This is a genomic window from Streptomyces sp. NBC_01190, assembly GCF_045039895.1.
In the GTDB taxonomy this organism is placed as follows: Bacteria; Actinomycetota; Actinomycetes; order Streptomycetales; family Streptomycetaceae; genus Actinacidiphila.
In genome coordinates, this window is the sequence record NZ_CP108580.1 from 2,289,295 (window position 1) to 2,305,246 (window position 15,952).

The following is a 15,952-nucleotide window of genomic DNA, read 5'->3' on the forward strand; positions in this document are numbered from 1 at the left end:
GCCGGTCAGACCGCGATGGGCGCCTGTTCGGCCAGCACCGTCGCGTAGAGGCGGTCGAGACGCTCGCGGGTGGGCTGGTCGTCCGGGATGTACGTGGTGAGGCGCGGACCCGACTGCGGGCCGAGCCACAGATGGGTGCACTGGAAGGCCAGCGGGCCGACCTCGGGGTTGAGGAAGCGCTTGACGTGCGCCTCGGGCAGCAGCACCTCGTGCCGCTCCCAGACCTCGCGGAACTCCGGCGACGCCTGCTGAAGGCGCTTGAGGAGCGTCTTCCAGGCGGGCTCGCCGAGGTGCTGGGCCAGCGCGACCCGGAACTTCGCCGCCATCAGCCGGACGTTCAGCTCCCGGTCCAGGATCCGCTCCCGCCATCGCGGGTCGGTGAAGCACAGCCACATGATGTTGTGCTCCTCGACCGGCATCGCGTCGAGGTCGCAGACCATCCGGCCGTAGGTGCGGTTGTACGCGATGATGTCGTACCGGCTGTTGAAGACGGCGGCGGGCAGCGGCTCCAACTGGTCGATCATCTGCCGGATCGCCGGCGACATCCCGGGGCAGTCGTGGAGCGGTCGCGGGTCGGGCGTGCCGGCCAGGGTGAAGAGGTGCCGCCGCTCCTCCCGGTCGAGCATCAGCGCCCGGGCGATGGCGTCGGCGACCTGGGCGGAGACCTGGATCTCCCGCGCCTGTTCGAGCCAGGTGTACCAGGTGACGCCGACCGCGGCGAGCTGCGCCACCTCCTCGCGGCGCAGCCCCGGGGTGCGCCGCCGGCGGCCCGGCGGCAGCCCGACCTGCTCGGGCGAGATGCGTTCGCGGCGGCTGCGCAGGAAGGAGGCCAGCTCTCGGCGGCGGCTCTCACCGCCGTCACCGCGGCCGGTGTTCTCGTCGTAGGGCAGCGCGGTCGCGGCCAGACCGGCGACCGCGGCGAGATCCCCGTCGGCGCGGTCGAACGGGGCACCATCGAAGGCTGTGCTCATCCCACCAGCTTGCCTGATCGGGCAGCCGGTTGCCAGGTTCTCTGGATACCTGGATAAACCGTCTCTGGTACCCCTCTGGGAAAGAGGGCAGGGTGGCCAGAGTGACCGATCGAATCGAACACTCCCCGGTTTCCCGAGCTCAGGTGCTGCCGACCGTGACCCGGGTCGGCGCGCCCGGCCCGACCGCCGCGGCCCGGCGCACCTCTTCGCAGTCCCCCTCGTCACAGGTCTCCACGGCACCGGCCCCCTCTCCTTCATCGGCCCCGTCTTCGTCATCGGCCCCGTCTCCTTCCTCCCCGGCCGGGTCCCCGGCGCTCAGCACGCTCGGTCTGCTCACCGTGCTGCTCGGCGCGGCCCTGCCGATGGTGGACTTCTTCATCGTCAATGTGGCGCTGCCCACGATCGACCGCGATCTGGACGCGGGGCCCGCGGTGCTGGAGATGGTGGTCGCGGGGTACGGCGTCGCGTACGCCGTGCTGCTGGTGCTCGGTGGCCGGCTGGGTGACATGTTCGGCCGCCGGACCCTCTTCCTGTGGGGGCTCGCGGCCTTCGCGCTCACGTCGCTGGCCTGCGGTGTGTCGCCCAACGCGTGGACGCTGGTGGGCGCGCGGGTCGCCCAGGGCGCGGCGGCCGCGCTGCTGCTGCCGCAGGCGCTGGCCACCATTCAGGCCGCCACGTCCGGCAGCAGCCGCGGCAAGGCGCTCAGCTACTACGGCGCGACGGCCGGCATCGCGAGCGTCGTCGGTCAGGTGCTCGGCGGCGTGCTGGTCTCGGCGGACATCGCGGGCAGCGGCTGGCGCGCGATCTTCCTGGTCAACGTGCCGATCGCGGCGGTCGCCCTGGTGCTGGCGGTGCGCTCGGTGCCGGAGACGCGTTCGCCGCGGCCGGCCCGGATCGACCGGTCCGGCACGGTGCTGCTGGCGGCGACGCTGATCGCGCTGCTGCTGCCGCTGACCGAGGGCCGGGCGACCGGCTGGCCGCTGTGGTCGTGGGTGCTGCTCGCGCTGTCGCCGTTCCTGGCGGCGGCGTTCGTGGCGGTGGAGCGGCACGGTGAGCGGTCCGGCGGGACCCCGCTGCTGCCGCCGTCCCTGGTCCGTATCCAGAGTGTCCGCAGCGGGCTGGTGCTGATCCTGCCGTTCTGTCTCGGCTTCGGCGGCTTTATGTTCGTGCTGGCCGTGGCCATGCAGGACGGGCTGCACTTCGGGGCGCTGGCGGCGGGCGCGGCGCTGGCGCCGCTGTGCGCGGCGTTCTTCGCGGCGTCGCTGCTCGGGCCGCGGGCGGTGGCCCGCTTCGGCCGGGCCACGGTGACCGGGGGTTCGCTGATCCAGGGGGTCGGCCTGGTGGTGCTGGCCGGTACGTTCTGGTGGGGCTGGCCGGACCTGGGGATCTGGGCGCTCGCGCCCAGCATGGCGCTGGCCGGCTTCGGGCAGGGGTTCGTGCTGCCGGTGGTCTTCCGCATCGTGCTCAGCGAGGTGCCGCCGGCGCAGGCCGGAGTGGGCGGCGGCGCGATGGCCACCACCCAGCAGGCCAGCCTCGCGCTGGGCGTGGCGACGCTCGGCACGCTGTTCCTCACCCTGTCCACCTCGATCGGCATCCGCGACGCCCTGCTCTGGACCCTGCTCGGCCAACTCCTAACCGTCGCCGCCACGGCCACCCTGAGCCTCCGGCTCCCCCGCACGGTGACGTGACCTAAGCGGTTCCCCGGCGTCCACTCCGCTGTCGACGGCCCCCAACAAGGGGCGCGAGGAACCGCGCGACCAGCCACAACGCACCCGCACGTCGCCACCGACCCAAAGGGGCTGTTCCTGCCGTATCCGGCCCACCGGCCGGTGGCCGGTTGCTCGCGCAGTTCCTCGCGCCCCTTCGGGGCCCGACGGCGTCCACTTCGCGGTCGGCGGCACCCAACAAGGGGCGCGGGGAACTGCGCGGCCAGCCACAGCGCGACCGGCAGATCGCCACCGACCCAAAGGGGCTGCCGCTGTCGCCCCCGTGCCACCGGCCGGTGGCCCCCCCTTCAGGGCCCGAAGGCCGTCCGGGTCGGGGCGGGCGGGGCGTGAGAAGGGTCACGAGGGCCGTGGGGTTGACCCGAGGACCGCGCAGGCCCGGCGGCCGAGGGGCGCTGGGGTCACGAGCGCGGCACCGTAGGTGGCGTTATTCCGTACCTTGCCCGAGATCGCCGTGGGCAGACTCCAGGAAGGGTTCACCGCATTCCCGGCGTTGTCCAAGGACGCGGGGGCGCACCGGAGGGAGACCACAGTGATGCTCGTACGCCAGGGCCCGCCGCCGTACGCGGAATTCACCGGGCCGCCCGCGCGGCCGAGCGCCCCGCTCCGCCGCTGGCCCGGCTACGCCCTGGTGGCCAGCGGCATCGCCCTCGTCCCCTGGCTGGTCGTGCTCGCCACCGGCCTGCCGCCGACCGCCACCGCGCCGCACTGGGCCACCGCTTGGGTCGGGCTCGACACGATGGAGGCGGTCGGCCTCATCGCCACCGGCCTGCTCACCCTGCGCCGCCACCGCGTCCGTTCGGCGGTGGCCGGCGCCACCGCCACGCTCCTCGCGGTGGACGCCTGGTTCGACGTGATGACCTCGTCGGGCCCGGACTTCCGCACCGCCCTGGCGATGGCCTTCGCCGCCGAGATACCGCTCGCCGCGATATGCGGCGTCCTCGCCGTCACCAGCTTCCCCCGCCCGGCGTCGAACCCGGCCCACCCGACGGACCGGACGGACCGGACGGACCGGATCGACCCTGCGCGCCCCGCCGGACAAGCGGCCGGCCGCCGGACCGGGCTCGGGATCGAGCCGGTGCGGCGGCCGGAGGCGCTCACCGATCGGGCGGTGTGCGAGGCGGCGGGTCAGCAGCCCAGCAGCCGCCCACCGAGGTAGGACTCCACCTGGTCGAGCGACACCCGCTCCTGCTTCATGGTGTCCCGCTCGCGGACCGTGACCGCGTTGTCGTCGAGCGTGTCGAAGTCCACCGTGACACAGAATGGCGTACCGATCTCGTCCTGGCGGCGATAGCGGCGGCCGATCGCGCCCGCGTCGTCGAACTCGATGTTCCAGTTCTTGCGCAGCGCCGTGGCCAGGCCCTTCGCCTTCGGGGAGAGCTCGGGGTTGCGGGAGAGCGGCAGCACGGCGACCTTCACCGGGGCGAGCCGCGGGTCGAGCCGCATCACCGTGCGCTTCTCCATGGCGCCCTTGGCGTTGGGCGCCTCGTCCTCGTTGTAGGCGTCGAGCATGAAGGCGAGCATGGCCCGGTTGACGCCCGCCGCCGGCTCGATGACATACGGGAACCAGCGCTCGCCCGCCTCCTGGTCGAAGTAGGAGAGGTCCTGGCCGGACGCCTTGGCGTGCGAGGAGAGGTCGAAGTCGGTGCGGTTGGCCACACCTTCCAGCTCGCTGAACTCCTGGCCGCCGAAGTTGAAGCGGTACTCGATGTCCGCGGTGCGCTTCGAGTAGTGGGAGAGCTTCTCCTTCGGGTGGTCGTACCAGCGGATGTTCTCCTCCCGCAGGCCCAGGCCGGTGTACCAGTTCCACCGCTCCTGCATCCAGTACTCGTGCCACTTCTCGTCCTCGCCCGGCTTGACGAAGAACTCCATCTCCATCTGCTCGAACTCGCGGGTCCGGAAGATGAAGTTGCCCGGCGTGATCTCGTTGCGGAACGACTTGCCCATCTGGGCGATGCCGAACGGCGGCTTCTTCCGCGAGGTGATCTGTACCTGGGCGAAGCTGACGAAAATACCCTGGGCGGTCTCGGGCCGCAGGTAGGCCACGGAACCCGCGTCCTGGGTGGGGCCGAGGTGGGTCTGGAGCATGCCGGAGAACTGCTTGGGCTCGGTGAAGGCGCCCTTGGTGCCGCAGTGCGGGCAGTTGATGTCGGCCAGACCATTGGCGGGGAGCTTGCCGTGCTTCGCCTCGTACGCCTCCTCCAGGTGGTCGGCGCGGTAGCGCTTGTGGCAGGAGGTGCACTCGGTCAGCGGGTCGGAGAAGGTCGCGACGTGCCCGGAGGCGACCCACACCTCGGGGGCGAGGATCACCGACGAGTCGATGCCCACCACGTCGTCACGCGAAATCACCATGGAGCGCCACCACTGGCGCTTGATGTTCTCCTTGAGCTCGACGCCCAGCGGTCCGTAGTCCCAGGCGGCCTTGGAACCGCCGTAAATCTCGCTGCTCGGGAATACGAAGCCACGGCGCTTGCTCAGGCTGACGATGGTGTCGATCTTGTCGGCGGCCACGGTGCTCTCTTCAGTACGACGAAGCGGTCAGTTGTCCCAGATTACCGGCGGGTGCGGGGCGCATATCAAATCCGTTCCGCGGCCTGCAAGAACCGGGGCTCCCCCCGGCCAGTGGCAATTGACAACCGTTTCCACTTCAGTTGAAAATGACTGTCGTGAAGGATCGTCCCCGGGTGATACCCGCCACCGCGCTCGCCGTCGCCGCCGCACTCGCTCTTCCGGCGCTGGCCGCCTGCTCCGGTGCGGCACGGGCGGACACCGCGGGCGGCGGGCGCGACGGAAGGCTCAAGGTTACGGCCTCTTTCTACCCGCTGGAGTTCCTGGTCCGGCGGATCGGCGGGTCCCGGGTGACCGTCACCGATCTCACCAGGCCCGGCGTCGAACCGCACGACCTCGAACTCTCCCCCCGGCAGGTGGGCCGGCTCGGCGACAGCGACCTGGCGGTCTATCTGCGCGGCCTCCAGCCCGCCGTGGACGCGGCCATCGAGCAGTCCGGCGTCCGGCGCGCGGTGGACGCCGCCGCGCTGACCACGCTGGAGGACCACGGCACCGAGGTGGACGGCCGGCCCGGCGACACCGGCGACACCGGCGACAGCGAGGCCCACCGGGACGACCCGGGCGCCGACCCCCATGTCTGGCTGGACCCGGTGCGCTACGCACAGCTCGCCCGGGGCATCGGCGCCGCGCTGGCCCGAGCCGACCCGGCGTCCGCGGCCACGTACGCCAAGAACACCGACGCGCTGGTGGGCGAGCTCACCGCCCTGGACGCGGCCTTCCGCGCGGGCCTGCGGGGCCGGGTCTCCGACACCTTCGTCACCACCCACGCCGCCTTCGGCTATCTCGCCGAGCGCTACGGCCTGGTGGAGGAGGCCGTGGCCGGCGTCGACCCGGAGAGCGAGCCCGGCGGCGCCCGGATGAAGGCGCTCCAGGACGCCGCCCGGCGCGGCCACGCCACCACGGTCTTCTTCGAGCCGCTGGTCAGCGACCGCGTCGCCAGCACCGTGGCCGGCGATCTGGGGGTCACCACCGCCGTCCTCGACCCGATCGAGGGCATCACCGACCGGTCGGCCGGCCGCGACTACTTCCAGGTGCAGCGGGCCAACCTGCGGGCGCTGCGCCGCGCGCTGGGCGCCGCGTGACCACCGGCCCCGAGACCGTGGTGCGGCTGCGCGACGCCCATGTCACCCTCGGTACCCGCCCGGTGCTGCGCGGCCTTGATCTGACCGTCGGCCGCGGCGAGGTGGTGGCCCTGCTCGGCGCCAACGGCTCGGGGAAGTCGACGGCGGTCCGCGCGGTGGTCGGCCAGGTAGGGCTCGCCGCCGGTACCTGGGAGCTGTTCGGCACCCCGGGGGACCGCTTCCGGCAGTGGGCGCGGATCGGGTACGTACCGCAGCGCACCACCGCGGCCGGCGGCGTGCCCGCGACCGTACGGGAGGTGGTCTCCGCCGGGCGGCTGGCCCGTACCCGGCTGCGGCCGCCCGGCCGGGCCGACCGGGCGGCGGTGGACCGGGCGCTTGACCGGGTGGGGATGGCCGGGCGGGCCGGGGACTCGGTGGACGCGCTCTCCGGCGGCCAGCACCAGCGGGTGCTGATCGCCCGCGCGCTGGCCGGCGAACCCGAACTGCTGGTCATGGACGAGCCGATGGCGGGCGTCGACCTGCCCGGCCAGGACGTGCTCGCCCACACACTGCGCGAGCAGGTCGCGGCGGGCAGCGGCGTACTGCTGGTGCTGCACGAGCTCGGCCCGCTGGAGCCGCTGATCGACCGCGCGGTGGTGCTCGCGGACGGCCGGGTGCGGTCCGAGGGGCCGCCGCCTCACGGCGTGCGGCACCACACGCCGCCCGGCCCGCATCACGCGCACGCGCACTCGCACGCGGGCGAGCCCAGGCCGGCCGGGGTCGCGGGCTGATGGAGATCCTCGGCTACCCCTTCATGGAGCGGGCCCTGCTGGCCGCGGTGCTGATCGGTGTGATCGCGCCGGCCGTCGGCATCTACCTGGTGCAGCGCCGCCAGGCGATCATGGGCGACGGCATCGGCCATGTGGCCCTGACCGGCGTCGCGCTCGGCTTCCTGCTCCAGGTCAGCCCGGTCTGGACGGCGGTACTCGTCTCGGTGCTCGGCGCGGTCGCCATGGAGCTGATTCGCTCCTACGCCAAGACGCGCGGCGACATCGCGCTGGCGATGCTCTTCTACGGCGGCATGTCGGGCGGGGTGCTGATCATCTCGCTGGCGCCGAACGGCTCCAACGCCAACCTGACCACGTATCTCTTCGGCTCGATCCTCACCGTCGCGCCGCAGGACCTCGCGCCGATGGCCGCGCTCGCGGTCTTCGTGCTGCTGGTCACCCTGGGGCTGCGGCGGCAGTTGTTCGCCGTCTGCCAGGACGAGGAGTTCGCCCGGGTCAGCGGGCTGCCGGTGCGGGCGCTGAACCTGCTGCTCGCGGTGACGGCGGCGGTCACCGTGACGGTGGCGATGCGGATCGTGGGGCTGCTGCTGGTCAGCGCGCTGATGGTGATCCCGGTGGCCGCCGCCCAGCAGGTCACCAGGGGCTTCGCCTGGACCCTGGCGGTGTCGATGGTCATCGGGGTGACGGTGGCGCTGTCCGGGACGGTGTTCTCGTACTACGTGGACGTGCCGCCGGGCGCGAGCATCGTGCTGGCCTCGATGGCGGTCTTCCTGCTGATGACGGCGGTCGCGGCGCCGCTGGCCGCGCGGCGGAGCCGCCGCTCGGCGATCGGTCCGGACACCGGCCCGGACATCGGCCCGGAAGGGTGCACCCTTGATGGGGCCGACGGAGCGCCGCCGGCCCGGTACCCCGCCGAGTCGGACCGGGCGGTTCCGATCCGGGCCTGAGCGCCGCTCGGCCTGGCACAATGGGCCACCCGGACAGGTGCCCGATTCCGGCGGTGCCGGCGGCCGCCGGCGAGCACCCACGACGGGCAAGCACAGGCAACGCCGCCCGACGACGAGCAACGACGACCGAGAAGGAGACACCGGTGACCACCGCCAACCATCCCGTGCGCGGCCGTTCGACCCGGCAGCGGGCCGCGGTTTCGGCGGTTCTGGAAGAGGCCGAGGAGTTCCGCAGCGCGCAGGACCTGCACGACCTGCTCAAGCACCGCGGCGACTCGGTCGGCCTGACCACCGTCTACCGCACCCTTCAGTCCCTCGCCGACGCCGGTGAGATCGACGTGCTCAGGACCGGCGACGGCGAATCGGTCTACCGGCGCTGCTCCGGCGGCGGCCACCATCACCACCTGGTCTGCCGGGTCTGCGGCAAGGCCGTCGAGGTCGAGGGGCCCGCGGTCGAGAAGTGGGCCGACGCGATCGCCGCTGAGCACGGCTTCGTGGATGTCGCGCACACGATGGAGATCTTCGGTACCTGCGCGGAGTGCTCGGCGTCGGCCGGCGGCGCCGCCGAGCCCGCGGCACCGGCCGCGGGCTGATCGCCGCCGGGGTCAGCCCTTGAGGATCTGCTCCTCGTTGGGGATGGCCCCGCCGAAGCGGCGGTCGCGGGAGGCGTACTCCATGCAGGCCCGCCACAGGTCCCGGCGGTCGAAGTCCGGCCAGAGCACGTCCTGGAACACCATCTCCGCGTAACTGCTCTGCCAGAGCAGGTAGTTGGAGGTGCGCTGCTCACCGCTCGGCCGCAGGAAGAGATCGACGTCCGGCATGTCCGGGTAGTAGAGGTACTTGGCGAAGGTCTTCTCGTTGACCTTGCCCGGGTCGAGCCTGCCCGCCGCGACATCGCGGGCGATGGCCTGCGCGGCGTCGGCGATCTCCGCCCGGCCGCCGTAGTTGACGCAGAAGTAGAGCGTCATGGCGTCGTTGCCGACCGTCTGCTCCTGGGCGATCTGGAGCTCCTGGACCACCGACTTCCACATCTTCGGCATCCGGCCGACCCAGCGGATCCGGATCCCCAGCTCGTTCATCTCGTCACGGCGGCGGCGGATCACATCGCGGTTGAAGTTCATCAGGAAGCGCACCTCGTCCGGCGACCGCTTCCAGTTCTCGGTGGAGAAGGCGTACAGCGACAGGTTCTTGACGCCGATCTCCAGGCAGCCCTTGAGGACGTCGAGCACCACGCCCTCGCCGACCCGGTGGCCCTCGGTGCGCGGCAGCCCGCGCTCCTTGGCCCAGCGGCCGTTGCCGTCCATCACGATGGCGACGTGCTTGGGGACGAGTTCGGTGGGAAGTTTCGGTGCCCGGGCGCCCGACGGGTGCGGATCCGGGGTCCGGTAGGAGGTCCGGTTACGGGCCAGAATCCCCTGACGTGCCATGTCGCGCTTCTCCTGACAGTGTTCCTGGTGGGACCTGGTGGCCTGGTGGCCTGGTCAGCCGTTCGTCCACGCTACCGTGGGGCGCGCGGCTACCGGTCGGTCCGGTCGGTCCGGTTCGGGCTACCGGTCGGTCCGATCGGCCACCGCGACCTCCGGCCGGCGCTCGACGAAGCGCAGCGACCGCAGGCCGCGCTCCAGATGCCACTGGAGATACGCCGCGACCAGCCCGCTGCCCTCGCGGCAGTGGCGCGGTTCGCAGGCGTCCGCGGTCTCCCAGTCGCCGCCCAGCAGCGCCCCGAGCAGTTCGAGCGACTCCCGTGAGGGTACGACGCTTCCCGGCACCCGGCAGTCACCGCAGACGACTCCTCCCGCGCCGACCGAGAAGAACCGGTTGGGGCCGTTCATCCCGCATTTGGCGCAGTTGTCGAAGCTGGGCGCGTATCCGTTGACGGCCAGCGAGCGCAGCAGGAAGGCGTCGAGCACCAGCCGCGGCTCGTGGTCGCCCGCCGCGAGGGTGCGCAGCGCGCCGACCAGCAGCAGATACTGCTGGACGGCCGGTTCGCCCTCGTGGTCGGTGAAGCGTTCGGCCGTCTCCAGCATCGCGGTGCCGGAGGTGTAGCGGTCGTAGTCGGTGACGATGGCGCCGCCGTAGGGCGCGATGGTCTCGCCCTGGGTGCACAGCGGCAGCCCGCGGCCGACCAGTTCACCGCCCCGGGCGAAGAACTGCACATCGACATGGCTGAACGGCTCCAGCCGCGCGCCGAACTTCGACTTGGTGCGCCGCACCCCCCGGGCCACCGCCCGCACCCGGCCGTGTCTGCGGGTCAGCAGCGTGATGATCCGGTCCGCCTCACCCAGCTTCTGGGTGCGCAGCACGATGCCGTCGTCGCGGAACAGACTCATGGCCCCATTGTCCCGTACGCCGGTACGACCGGTCGCCCGGTCCCGGTCCCGGGTTCGGGTCCGGGTCCGGGTCCGGGTCCGGGTCCGGGTCCGGGTCCGGGTCCGGGTCCGGGTCCGGGTCCGGGTCCGGGTCCGGGTCCGGGTCCGGGTCCGGGTCCGGGTCCAGCGGTCGATGGCGGGTTCAGCGGTCGGTGCCGGGCGCCACCAGTCCTGACTCATAGGCGAGAACGACGAGTTGGGCCCGGTCCCTGGCGCCCAGCTTGCCCATGATCCGGCTGACATGGGTCTTGGCGGTGAGCGGGCTGAGGCCCAGCGCCTCGGCCGCCTCGGCGTTGTTCAGCCCGCGGGCCACCAGGGTCAGCACCTCCCGCTCCCGTTCGGACAGGCAGGCGAGACCGGCGGGGACCGGTGTGCCGGCCGGCGGCCGGTCCGGCAGCCGCAGCACGCGGGCGATCAGCTTGGCGGTCGGGCCGGGGGAGAGCAGCGCGTCGCCGGCCGCGACGGTACGGATCGCGTCGAGCAGCTCGCCGGGCCTGGTGTCCTTGGCCATGAAGCCGGACGCGCCGGCCCGCAGCGCCGCCATCACGTGCTCGTCGTCGTCATAGGTGGTCAGCACCAGGATCCGTACCCCGGCCAGGTCCTGGTCGGCGGCGATCCGGCGGGTGGCCTCGATGCCGTCCAGCTCCGGCATCCGGATGTCCATCACCACGACGTCGGCCCGCGCGGCGCGGCACACCTCGACCGCCTCGGCCCCGTTGCCAGCCTGGCCCACCACCTCCATGTCCCGGGCGGACTCGACGAGCATCGCGAAGGCGGCCCGGACCAGGTGCTGGTCGTCGGCGAGGAGGACGCGGATCGGCGGTGTCGGGGTCATCCGGCGCCTCCCTCGGCGGCGGCCCCGGCCGGGGACCCGGCGGGCGCGACGGCGGTCGGTACGGCGTCCGGCGGTACCGGCGGTACCGGCGGTACGGCGTCCGGCGGTACGACGGAGGCGGCAACCCCGGCCCGGGACCCGGCGGAAGCGGCGGCAGCCGGTGACACGTCCGCCGGGACGCCATCCGGCGGTACGGCGGGGGCGAGCGCGCCGGGCCGGGGCGCGGGAGCCTGGGCCGACGCGGGAGCCTGGGCCGGCCGGTCCGGGCCCCGGCCGGCACCAGCTCCCGCGTCCGCACCGAGCGGCAGCTCCGCGGTGACCGCGAACCCGGGGCGGCCGGCCCGGGGCCCCGCCGTCAGGGTGCCGCCGACGCTGCGGGCCCGCTCGCGCATGCCGAGGATGCCGAAGCCGGTGGCCTCACCCCGGCCCGCGCCAGCAGGGTCCCGGGAGGACTCGCGACCGGCCGTGCGACCGCCCGGCTCGGCGCCCCCCGGCCCCTCGTCCTGGACCAGCAGCCGCAGGGCCGCCGCCGCCCGCTCCACCCGGACCGAGATCCGCGGCCCCGGCGCGTCCGCGTGCCGAACCGCGTTGGTCAGCGACTCCTGGACGATCCGGTAGGCGGCGGCGCCCACGGCCGGCGGCACCTGCTCGGCCGCGCCCGGGGCCACCTCCAGTTCGACCCGCGCGCCGCCCGCCTCCGCCGCCTTGACCAGCGAGGGAAGACCCGCGAGACCGGGCAGCGGCCCGTCGCCGTCGGCCCGCAGCACCCGCAGGGTGGTGCGGAGTTCGGCGCGGGCCTCCCGGCAGGTGTCCGCGATGGCGTCGAGCGCGCCGGCCACCGCGGTCCGGTCGAGCCGCTCCGGGTCGGCGACCAGGATGTGGGCCGCCACCGAGGTCTGCACCCCGATCAGGGTGATGCTGTGCGCGAGCAGGTCGTGCAGGTCGCGGGCGATCCGCAGCCGCTCCTCGGCGACCCGGCGGGCGGCCTCCTCCTCCCGGGTACGTTCGGCCCGCTCGGCACGGTCGGTGATCTCCGCGACGTAGATCCGGTGCATCCGCACCACCTCGCCGATGACCGCGAACGCCACGATCCAGCCCGCGCTGCGCAGCGTGGCGATCGCCGCGTCCGGCTTGCCGAGCGAGCCGAGCTCCACCGCCATCGTGCAGACGATGACCGGCACCACCAGGACGGTGCGCGGCCGCGGTCCGGCCACCGCCAGCGCGTACAGGGCGACCGCGCTGCACGGCAGGGGAGCCACCTGGATGTACCGGAGGTAGTGATAGGGCGCCACCACGGCGACCATCCCGAGCAGGCACAGCATCGGCGCCCGCCGCCGCCAGACCAGCACCGCGGCGCCGGCCACCAGCATCGCCCAGCCGAGGGCGTCGAGCCGATGACTCGCGAAGCCCTCGGGGAGCAGCACGGCGAGCAGCGCCTGCGCCACCAGGACGAGGGCGGCCAGGCCGACGTCGTTGACCGAGACCGGCGGCGGCGCGGTGGCGTTGCGGCCGGCCCGGTCCTGCCGAGCGAGTGGGAACACGAGACTGTGGGTCACGCTGCCATCCTCCGTGATGAACGCTCCGGGCCCCAAGGGACGGCGCGCGAGCGCTCAGCCCGCTCGGGTGGCCGGTTCGGCGGCGCTGGCCGGCGCGGGCGCCGCGGTGCCGGTGCCACGCAGCGATGGCAGCCGGGCCGGCCACCACAGGCGGCGGCCGATCAGCGCGGTGGCCGCCGGGATCAGGAAGGTGCGGACGAGGAAGGTGTCCAGGAGGACACCGAGGGCCACCACCAGGCCGAGTTCGACCATCATCACCAGCGGCAGGGTGGCCAGGACGGTGAAGGTCGCGGCGAGCACCACCCCCGCGGAGGCGATGACGCCGCCGGTGGATTCGAGGGCGGTACGGGTGGCGCTGCCCGCGTCGGCCCCGCGCGCCGCCTCCTCACGCATCCGGTGCAGCAGGAAGATGCCGTAGTCGACGCCGAGGGCGACCAGGAAGACGAAGCTGAGCAGGGGCAGCCCGGGGTCGATGCCGTGCAGACCGAGCACCGGGCCGAAGAGCAGCCCGCCGATACCGAGGGCGGCGCCCCACACCGCGACCATCGCGGCGGTGAGGAGCAGCGGGGCGATCAGGCTGCGCAGCAGGGCGGCCAGCAGCAGGAAGACCGCGCCGAGCACCAGCGGGATGACGATGCCCCGGTCGCGCGCGGTGGTGTCCGCCGTGTCGATCCGCTGGGCGCTGGCGCCGCCGACGAGCCCGTGGCCCGCGGCGGTGACGGCCCGCAGCCGGGTGATGGTGGCGTGCTCGGCCGGGGTGTCGGGGGCGGCCGTCGGGAAGACCGAGATCTCGCTCCAGCCGCCGCCGCTGCGGCCCGCCGCGGTGCTCGCCACGCCGGCCGTGGACCGCAGCGCCGTCTGTTCCGCGCTCGCCTTGGCGGTGGGGACGACGACGGTGATCGGCTGGCTGCTGCGGTCGGGGAAGGCGCGGTGGAGCAGTTCGTCGGCGGCCACCGACTCGGGCTTGCCGGTGAAGGTGTCGTCCTGCCGCAGCGCGCCCGGCAGATTGCCGATGCCGAGCGCCAGCGCGCCGACCGCGAGTACGGAGGCGGTGAGCGTGACGACCGGTCGGCGGGTGACGTGCTCGCCGACGCGGCGGTAGAAGGCGCGGCCGGTCCGCGCGGGGCTGCCGTGGGCGGGGATCAGCGGCCAGAAGATCCGCCGGCCGAGCAGTACCAGGACGGCCGGCAGCAGGGTGGTCATCGCGGCCAGCGCGCAGACGACGCCGACCGCGCCGACCGGGCCGAGGCCGCGGCTGCTGTTGAGGTCGGCGGCGAGCAGGCAGAGCAGCCCGGCGACGACGGTGGCCGCCGAGGTGAGCACCGCGGGGCCGATCCCGCGCAGCGCGGCCCGCATCGCCTCGTAGGGCTCGGGGCGGCGGCGGAGTTCGTCCCGGTAGCGGGAGATGAGCAGCAGGGCGTAGTCGGTGCCGGCGCCGAAGATCAGCACGGTCATCACGGAGGAGCTCATGTCGGAGACGGTGAGTCCGAAGCCCTCGACGAGTCCGTAGACCACGGCCATCGCGGTGCCGGCCGCGACGCCGACGACACCGAGCGGCACCAGCCACAGGAACGGGCTGCGGTAGGTGATGATCAGCAGCAGGGCGACGACCGCCGCCGTGGAGAGCAGCAGGGTCCCGTCGACGGACGCGAAGACCTCCTTCGCGTCGGCCTGTGCGGCCCCGGGGCCGCCGACCCGGACGCTGAGCCCGGCGGGCCGGCCGGCGGCGAGCAGCGCCCTGACGTCCTTGACCACGACTTCCGGCTTGCCGTCGCGCTCGGCGATGGAGACCGGCACCATCAGGGTGCGGCCGTCCTTGGCGGTGACCGGCCGGGGCGCCGGGCCCACCAGGTCGTACGCCCGGTCGACCGCGGCGCTCTGGCGCGCGACGGCCGCCCGGTCGGCGCCGGTCAGGCCGGTGCCGCGGTCGTAGACCAGCAGCAGGTCGGTGGCGCCGCCGCCGGGCAGGGTCTGCTGGATCCTGGCGACCTGGGTGGACTGGGCACTGGCCGGCAGGTAGTCGACGGTCTCGTTGTGCTTGACGCCGCTCAGCTTGCCGGCGAAGCCGCCCGAGACGGCGAGGATCACGATCCACAGGGCGATCACCGCCCAGGGCAGTGCGCGGCGGTACGCGGGGGCGGCGGACTGGCTGGAAGGCATCGGGGCTTCCCCTCCGGGAGCGGCTGGTGTCACATGCACCAGCGTTCCGCCCGAAGGGGGTGGTCCGCGTCGCGCTGAGGGCCGAGTGGGGCGTTACTCCGCCGGACCGAGCGGGCGGCGCGGTACTCCCCGGGGAGTACGCCCGGCCCGCGCGTCCCCGGCCCGTGTGTCCCCGGTCCGCGCGCTGTTCAGGACGGCGTCGCCGCGGCGGCGGTCAGCAGCCGGTCGATATCGTCGGTGTGCAGCGACAGACAGCGCCCGATCGCTTCGAGCACCTCCCGCTCGGCCGGCAGATAGGGGCCGTCGGCGAGCGCGATGTGGGCGCCTTCGAGCAGTACGCGTTCCCTGCCGTACGTGTGCAGATGGTCGGCGAGCGGCTCCAACGCCTCGTGCAGCTCGATGGAGAGCCAGCTTCCGCAGCCGTCGACGGCCTCGGCGAAGGAGTCGGGCCCGAGCTCCTCGGAGCGGCGGAAGCGGCCCTCGTCGGCGACGATCGCGGCGAGCAGGCCGAGCAGTTGCTCCTCGGTGCAGTCGGTGAAGCCGGCCGCGCGGACCGCGCAGACCGCCGCGTCACGGGCGCCCCGGTCGGTCGCGCCGCCGGCGGTGAGCACGGCGAGCGCGATGGTGTGCACCGCGTCCCGCAGCATCGCGGAGAACCGGGTGGTGGTCGGGGTCAGCAGCACGTCGGCGTCGAACCGCCGGTGGCAGACGGTGCACTCGATGACGGTGCCGGCCGGACCGCGGGTGAGCAGCGGTACGTTGAGCACCGTCAGTCTGCGGGTGCCGGTTCTGCGGTGGTAGGCGCGGTCCCCGCCACAGTCGGGGCAGAAGAACTCACCGTCGTCCTCGGTGTGCCAGGCGGTGCGCACACCCCAGATATACAGCCCCATCTTCATCACGCTGCACCCTCCGGCCGTGTTCGTTCCGGTACGCGACCCTGCCGGCCCGAACGCGCACGATGACGCTCCGGCAA

General features: G+C 73.5%; 14 protein-coding genes. 6 read left to right on the top strand and 8 right to left on the bottom strand.

What is annotated here, in order from left to right; all coding sequences use genetic code 11:
- Positions 1-5 precede the first annotated feature (5 nt).
- Positions 6-971, bottom strand: coding sequence for a helix-turn-helix transcriptional regulator (locus OG519_RS09640; RefSeq protein WP_405581277.1), 966 nt, complete (start codon positions 969-971; stop codon positions 6-8).
- 155 nt (positions 972-1,126) lie between these two features.
- Between OG519_RS09640 and OG519_RS09645 the strand changes: the two genes are divergently transcribed.
- Together OG519_RS09645 and OG519_RS09650 are read left to right on the top strand one after the other, a co-directional pair.
- Positions 1,127-2,659 carry an MFS transporter gene (locus OG519_RS09645; protein ID WP_405592594.1) on the top strand — a complete coding sequence of 511 codons (1,533 nt, stop codon included), beginning with the start codon at positions 1,127-1,129 and terminating at the stop codon, positions 2,657-2,659.
- Positions 2,660-3,230: 571 nt separating this feature from the next.
- A complete protein-coding gene (locus OG519_RS09650; RefSeq protein WP_405581280.1) occupies positions 3,231-3,854 on the top strand; it encodes a hypothetical protein in 624 nt (207 codons plus the stop codon).
- On the opposite strand, the gene OG519_RS09655 is transcribed toward OG519_RS09650, so the two are convergent.
- Entirely contained in the window at positions 3,824-5,206 is a 1,383-nt protein-coding gene (locus tag OG519_RS09655; RefSeq protein WP_405581282.1) for a glycine--tRNA ligase, read from the bottom strand. The genes OG519_RS09650 and OG519_RS09655 overlap by 31 nt on opposite strands.
- A 146-nt stretch (positions 5,207-5,352) precedes the next feature.
- Between OG519_RS09655 and OG519_RS09660 the strand changes: the two genes are divergently transcribed.
- From OG519_RS09660 to OG519_RS09675, 4 genes are all read left to right on the top strand, one after another.
- Positions 5,353-6,345 (top strand): metal ABC transporter substrate-binding protein, encoded by a 993-nt coding sequence (locus tag OG519_RS09660; RefSeq protein WP_405581285.1) that lies wholly within the window; start codon positions 5,353-5,355, stop codon positions 6,343-6,345.
- The gene (locus OG519_RS09665; RefSeq protein ID WP_405581288.1) at positions 6,342-7,115 is read left to right on the top strand and encodes a metal ABC transporter ATP-binding protein; all 774 of its coding nucleotides are present in this window, start codon (positions 6,342-6,344) and stop codon (positions 7,113-7,115) included. The genes OG519_RS09660 and OG519_RS09665 overlap by 4 nt, the downstream gene beginning before the upstream one ends.
- Entirely contained in the window at positions 7,115-8,059 is a 945-nt protein-coding gene (locus OG519_RS09670) for a metal ABC transporter permease (protein ID WP_405581291.1), read from the top strand. Before OG519_RS09665 ends, OG519_RS09670 begins: the two co-directional genes overlap by 1 nt.
- Before the next feature lie 143 nt (positions 8,060-8,202).
- The gene (locus tag OG519_RS09675; protein WP_405581294.1) at positions 8,203-8,652 is read left to right on the top strand and encodes a Fur family transcriptional regulator; all 450 of its coding nucleotides are present in this window, start codon (positions 8,203-8,205) and stop codon (positions 8,650-8,652) included.
- 12 nt (positions 8,653-8,664) lie between these two features.
- Here OG519_RS09675 and OG519_RS09680 read toward each other — a convergent pair whose 3' ends face one another.
- From OG519_RS09680 to OG519_RS09705, 6 genes are all read right to left on the bottom strand, one after another.
- Positions 8,665-9,486, bottom strand: coding sequence for an isoprenyl transferase (locus OG519_RS09680; protein WP_405581297.1), 822 nt, complete (start codon positions 9,484-9,486; stop codon positions 8,665-8,667).
- 120 nt (positions 9,487-9,606) lie between these two features.
- A complete protein-coding gene (gene recO / locus OG519_RS09685) occupies positions 9,607-10,389 on the bottom strand; it encodes a DNA repair protein RecO (protein ID WP_405581300.1) in 783 nt (260 codons plus the stop codon).
- 181 nt (positions 10,390-10,570) lie between these two features.
- Positions 10,571-11,263, bottom strand: coding sequence for a response regulator (locus OG519_RS09690; RefSeq protein WP_405581302.1), 693 nt, complete (start codon positions 11,261-11,263; stop codon positions 10,571-10,573).
- Entirely contained in the window at positions 11,260-12,819 is a 1,560-nt protein-coding gene (locus OG519_RS09695; RefSeq protein ID WP_405581304.1) for a sensor histidine kinase, read from the bottom strand. The genes OG519_RS09690 and OG519_RS09695 overlap by 4 nt, the downstream gene beginning before the upstream one ends.
- 54 nt (positions 12,820-12,873) lie before the next feature.
- Entirely contained in the window at positions 12,874-14,979 is a 2,106-nt protein-coding gene (locus OG519_RS09700) for an MMPL family transporter (RefSeq protein WP_405581307.1), read from the bottom strand.
- Positions 14,980-15,167: 188 nt separating this feature from the next.
- On the bottom strand, positions 15,168-15,875 hold the full coding sequence (locus tag OG519_RS09705; protein ID WP_405581310.1) for a TerB family tellurite resistance protein: 708 nt from the start codon (positions 15,873-15,875) through the stop codon (positions 15,168-15,170).
- Between the last annotated feature and the right edge of the window lie 77 nt (positions 15,876-15,952).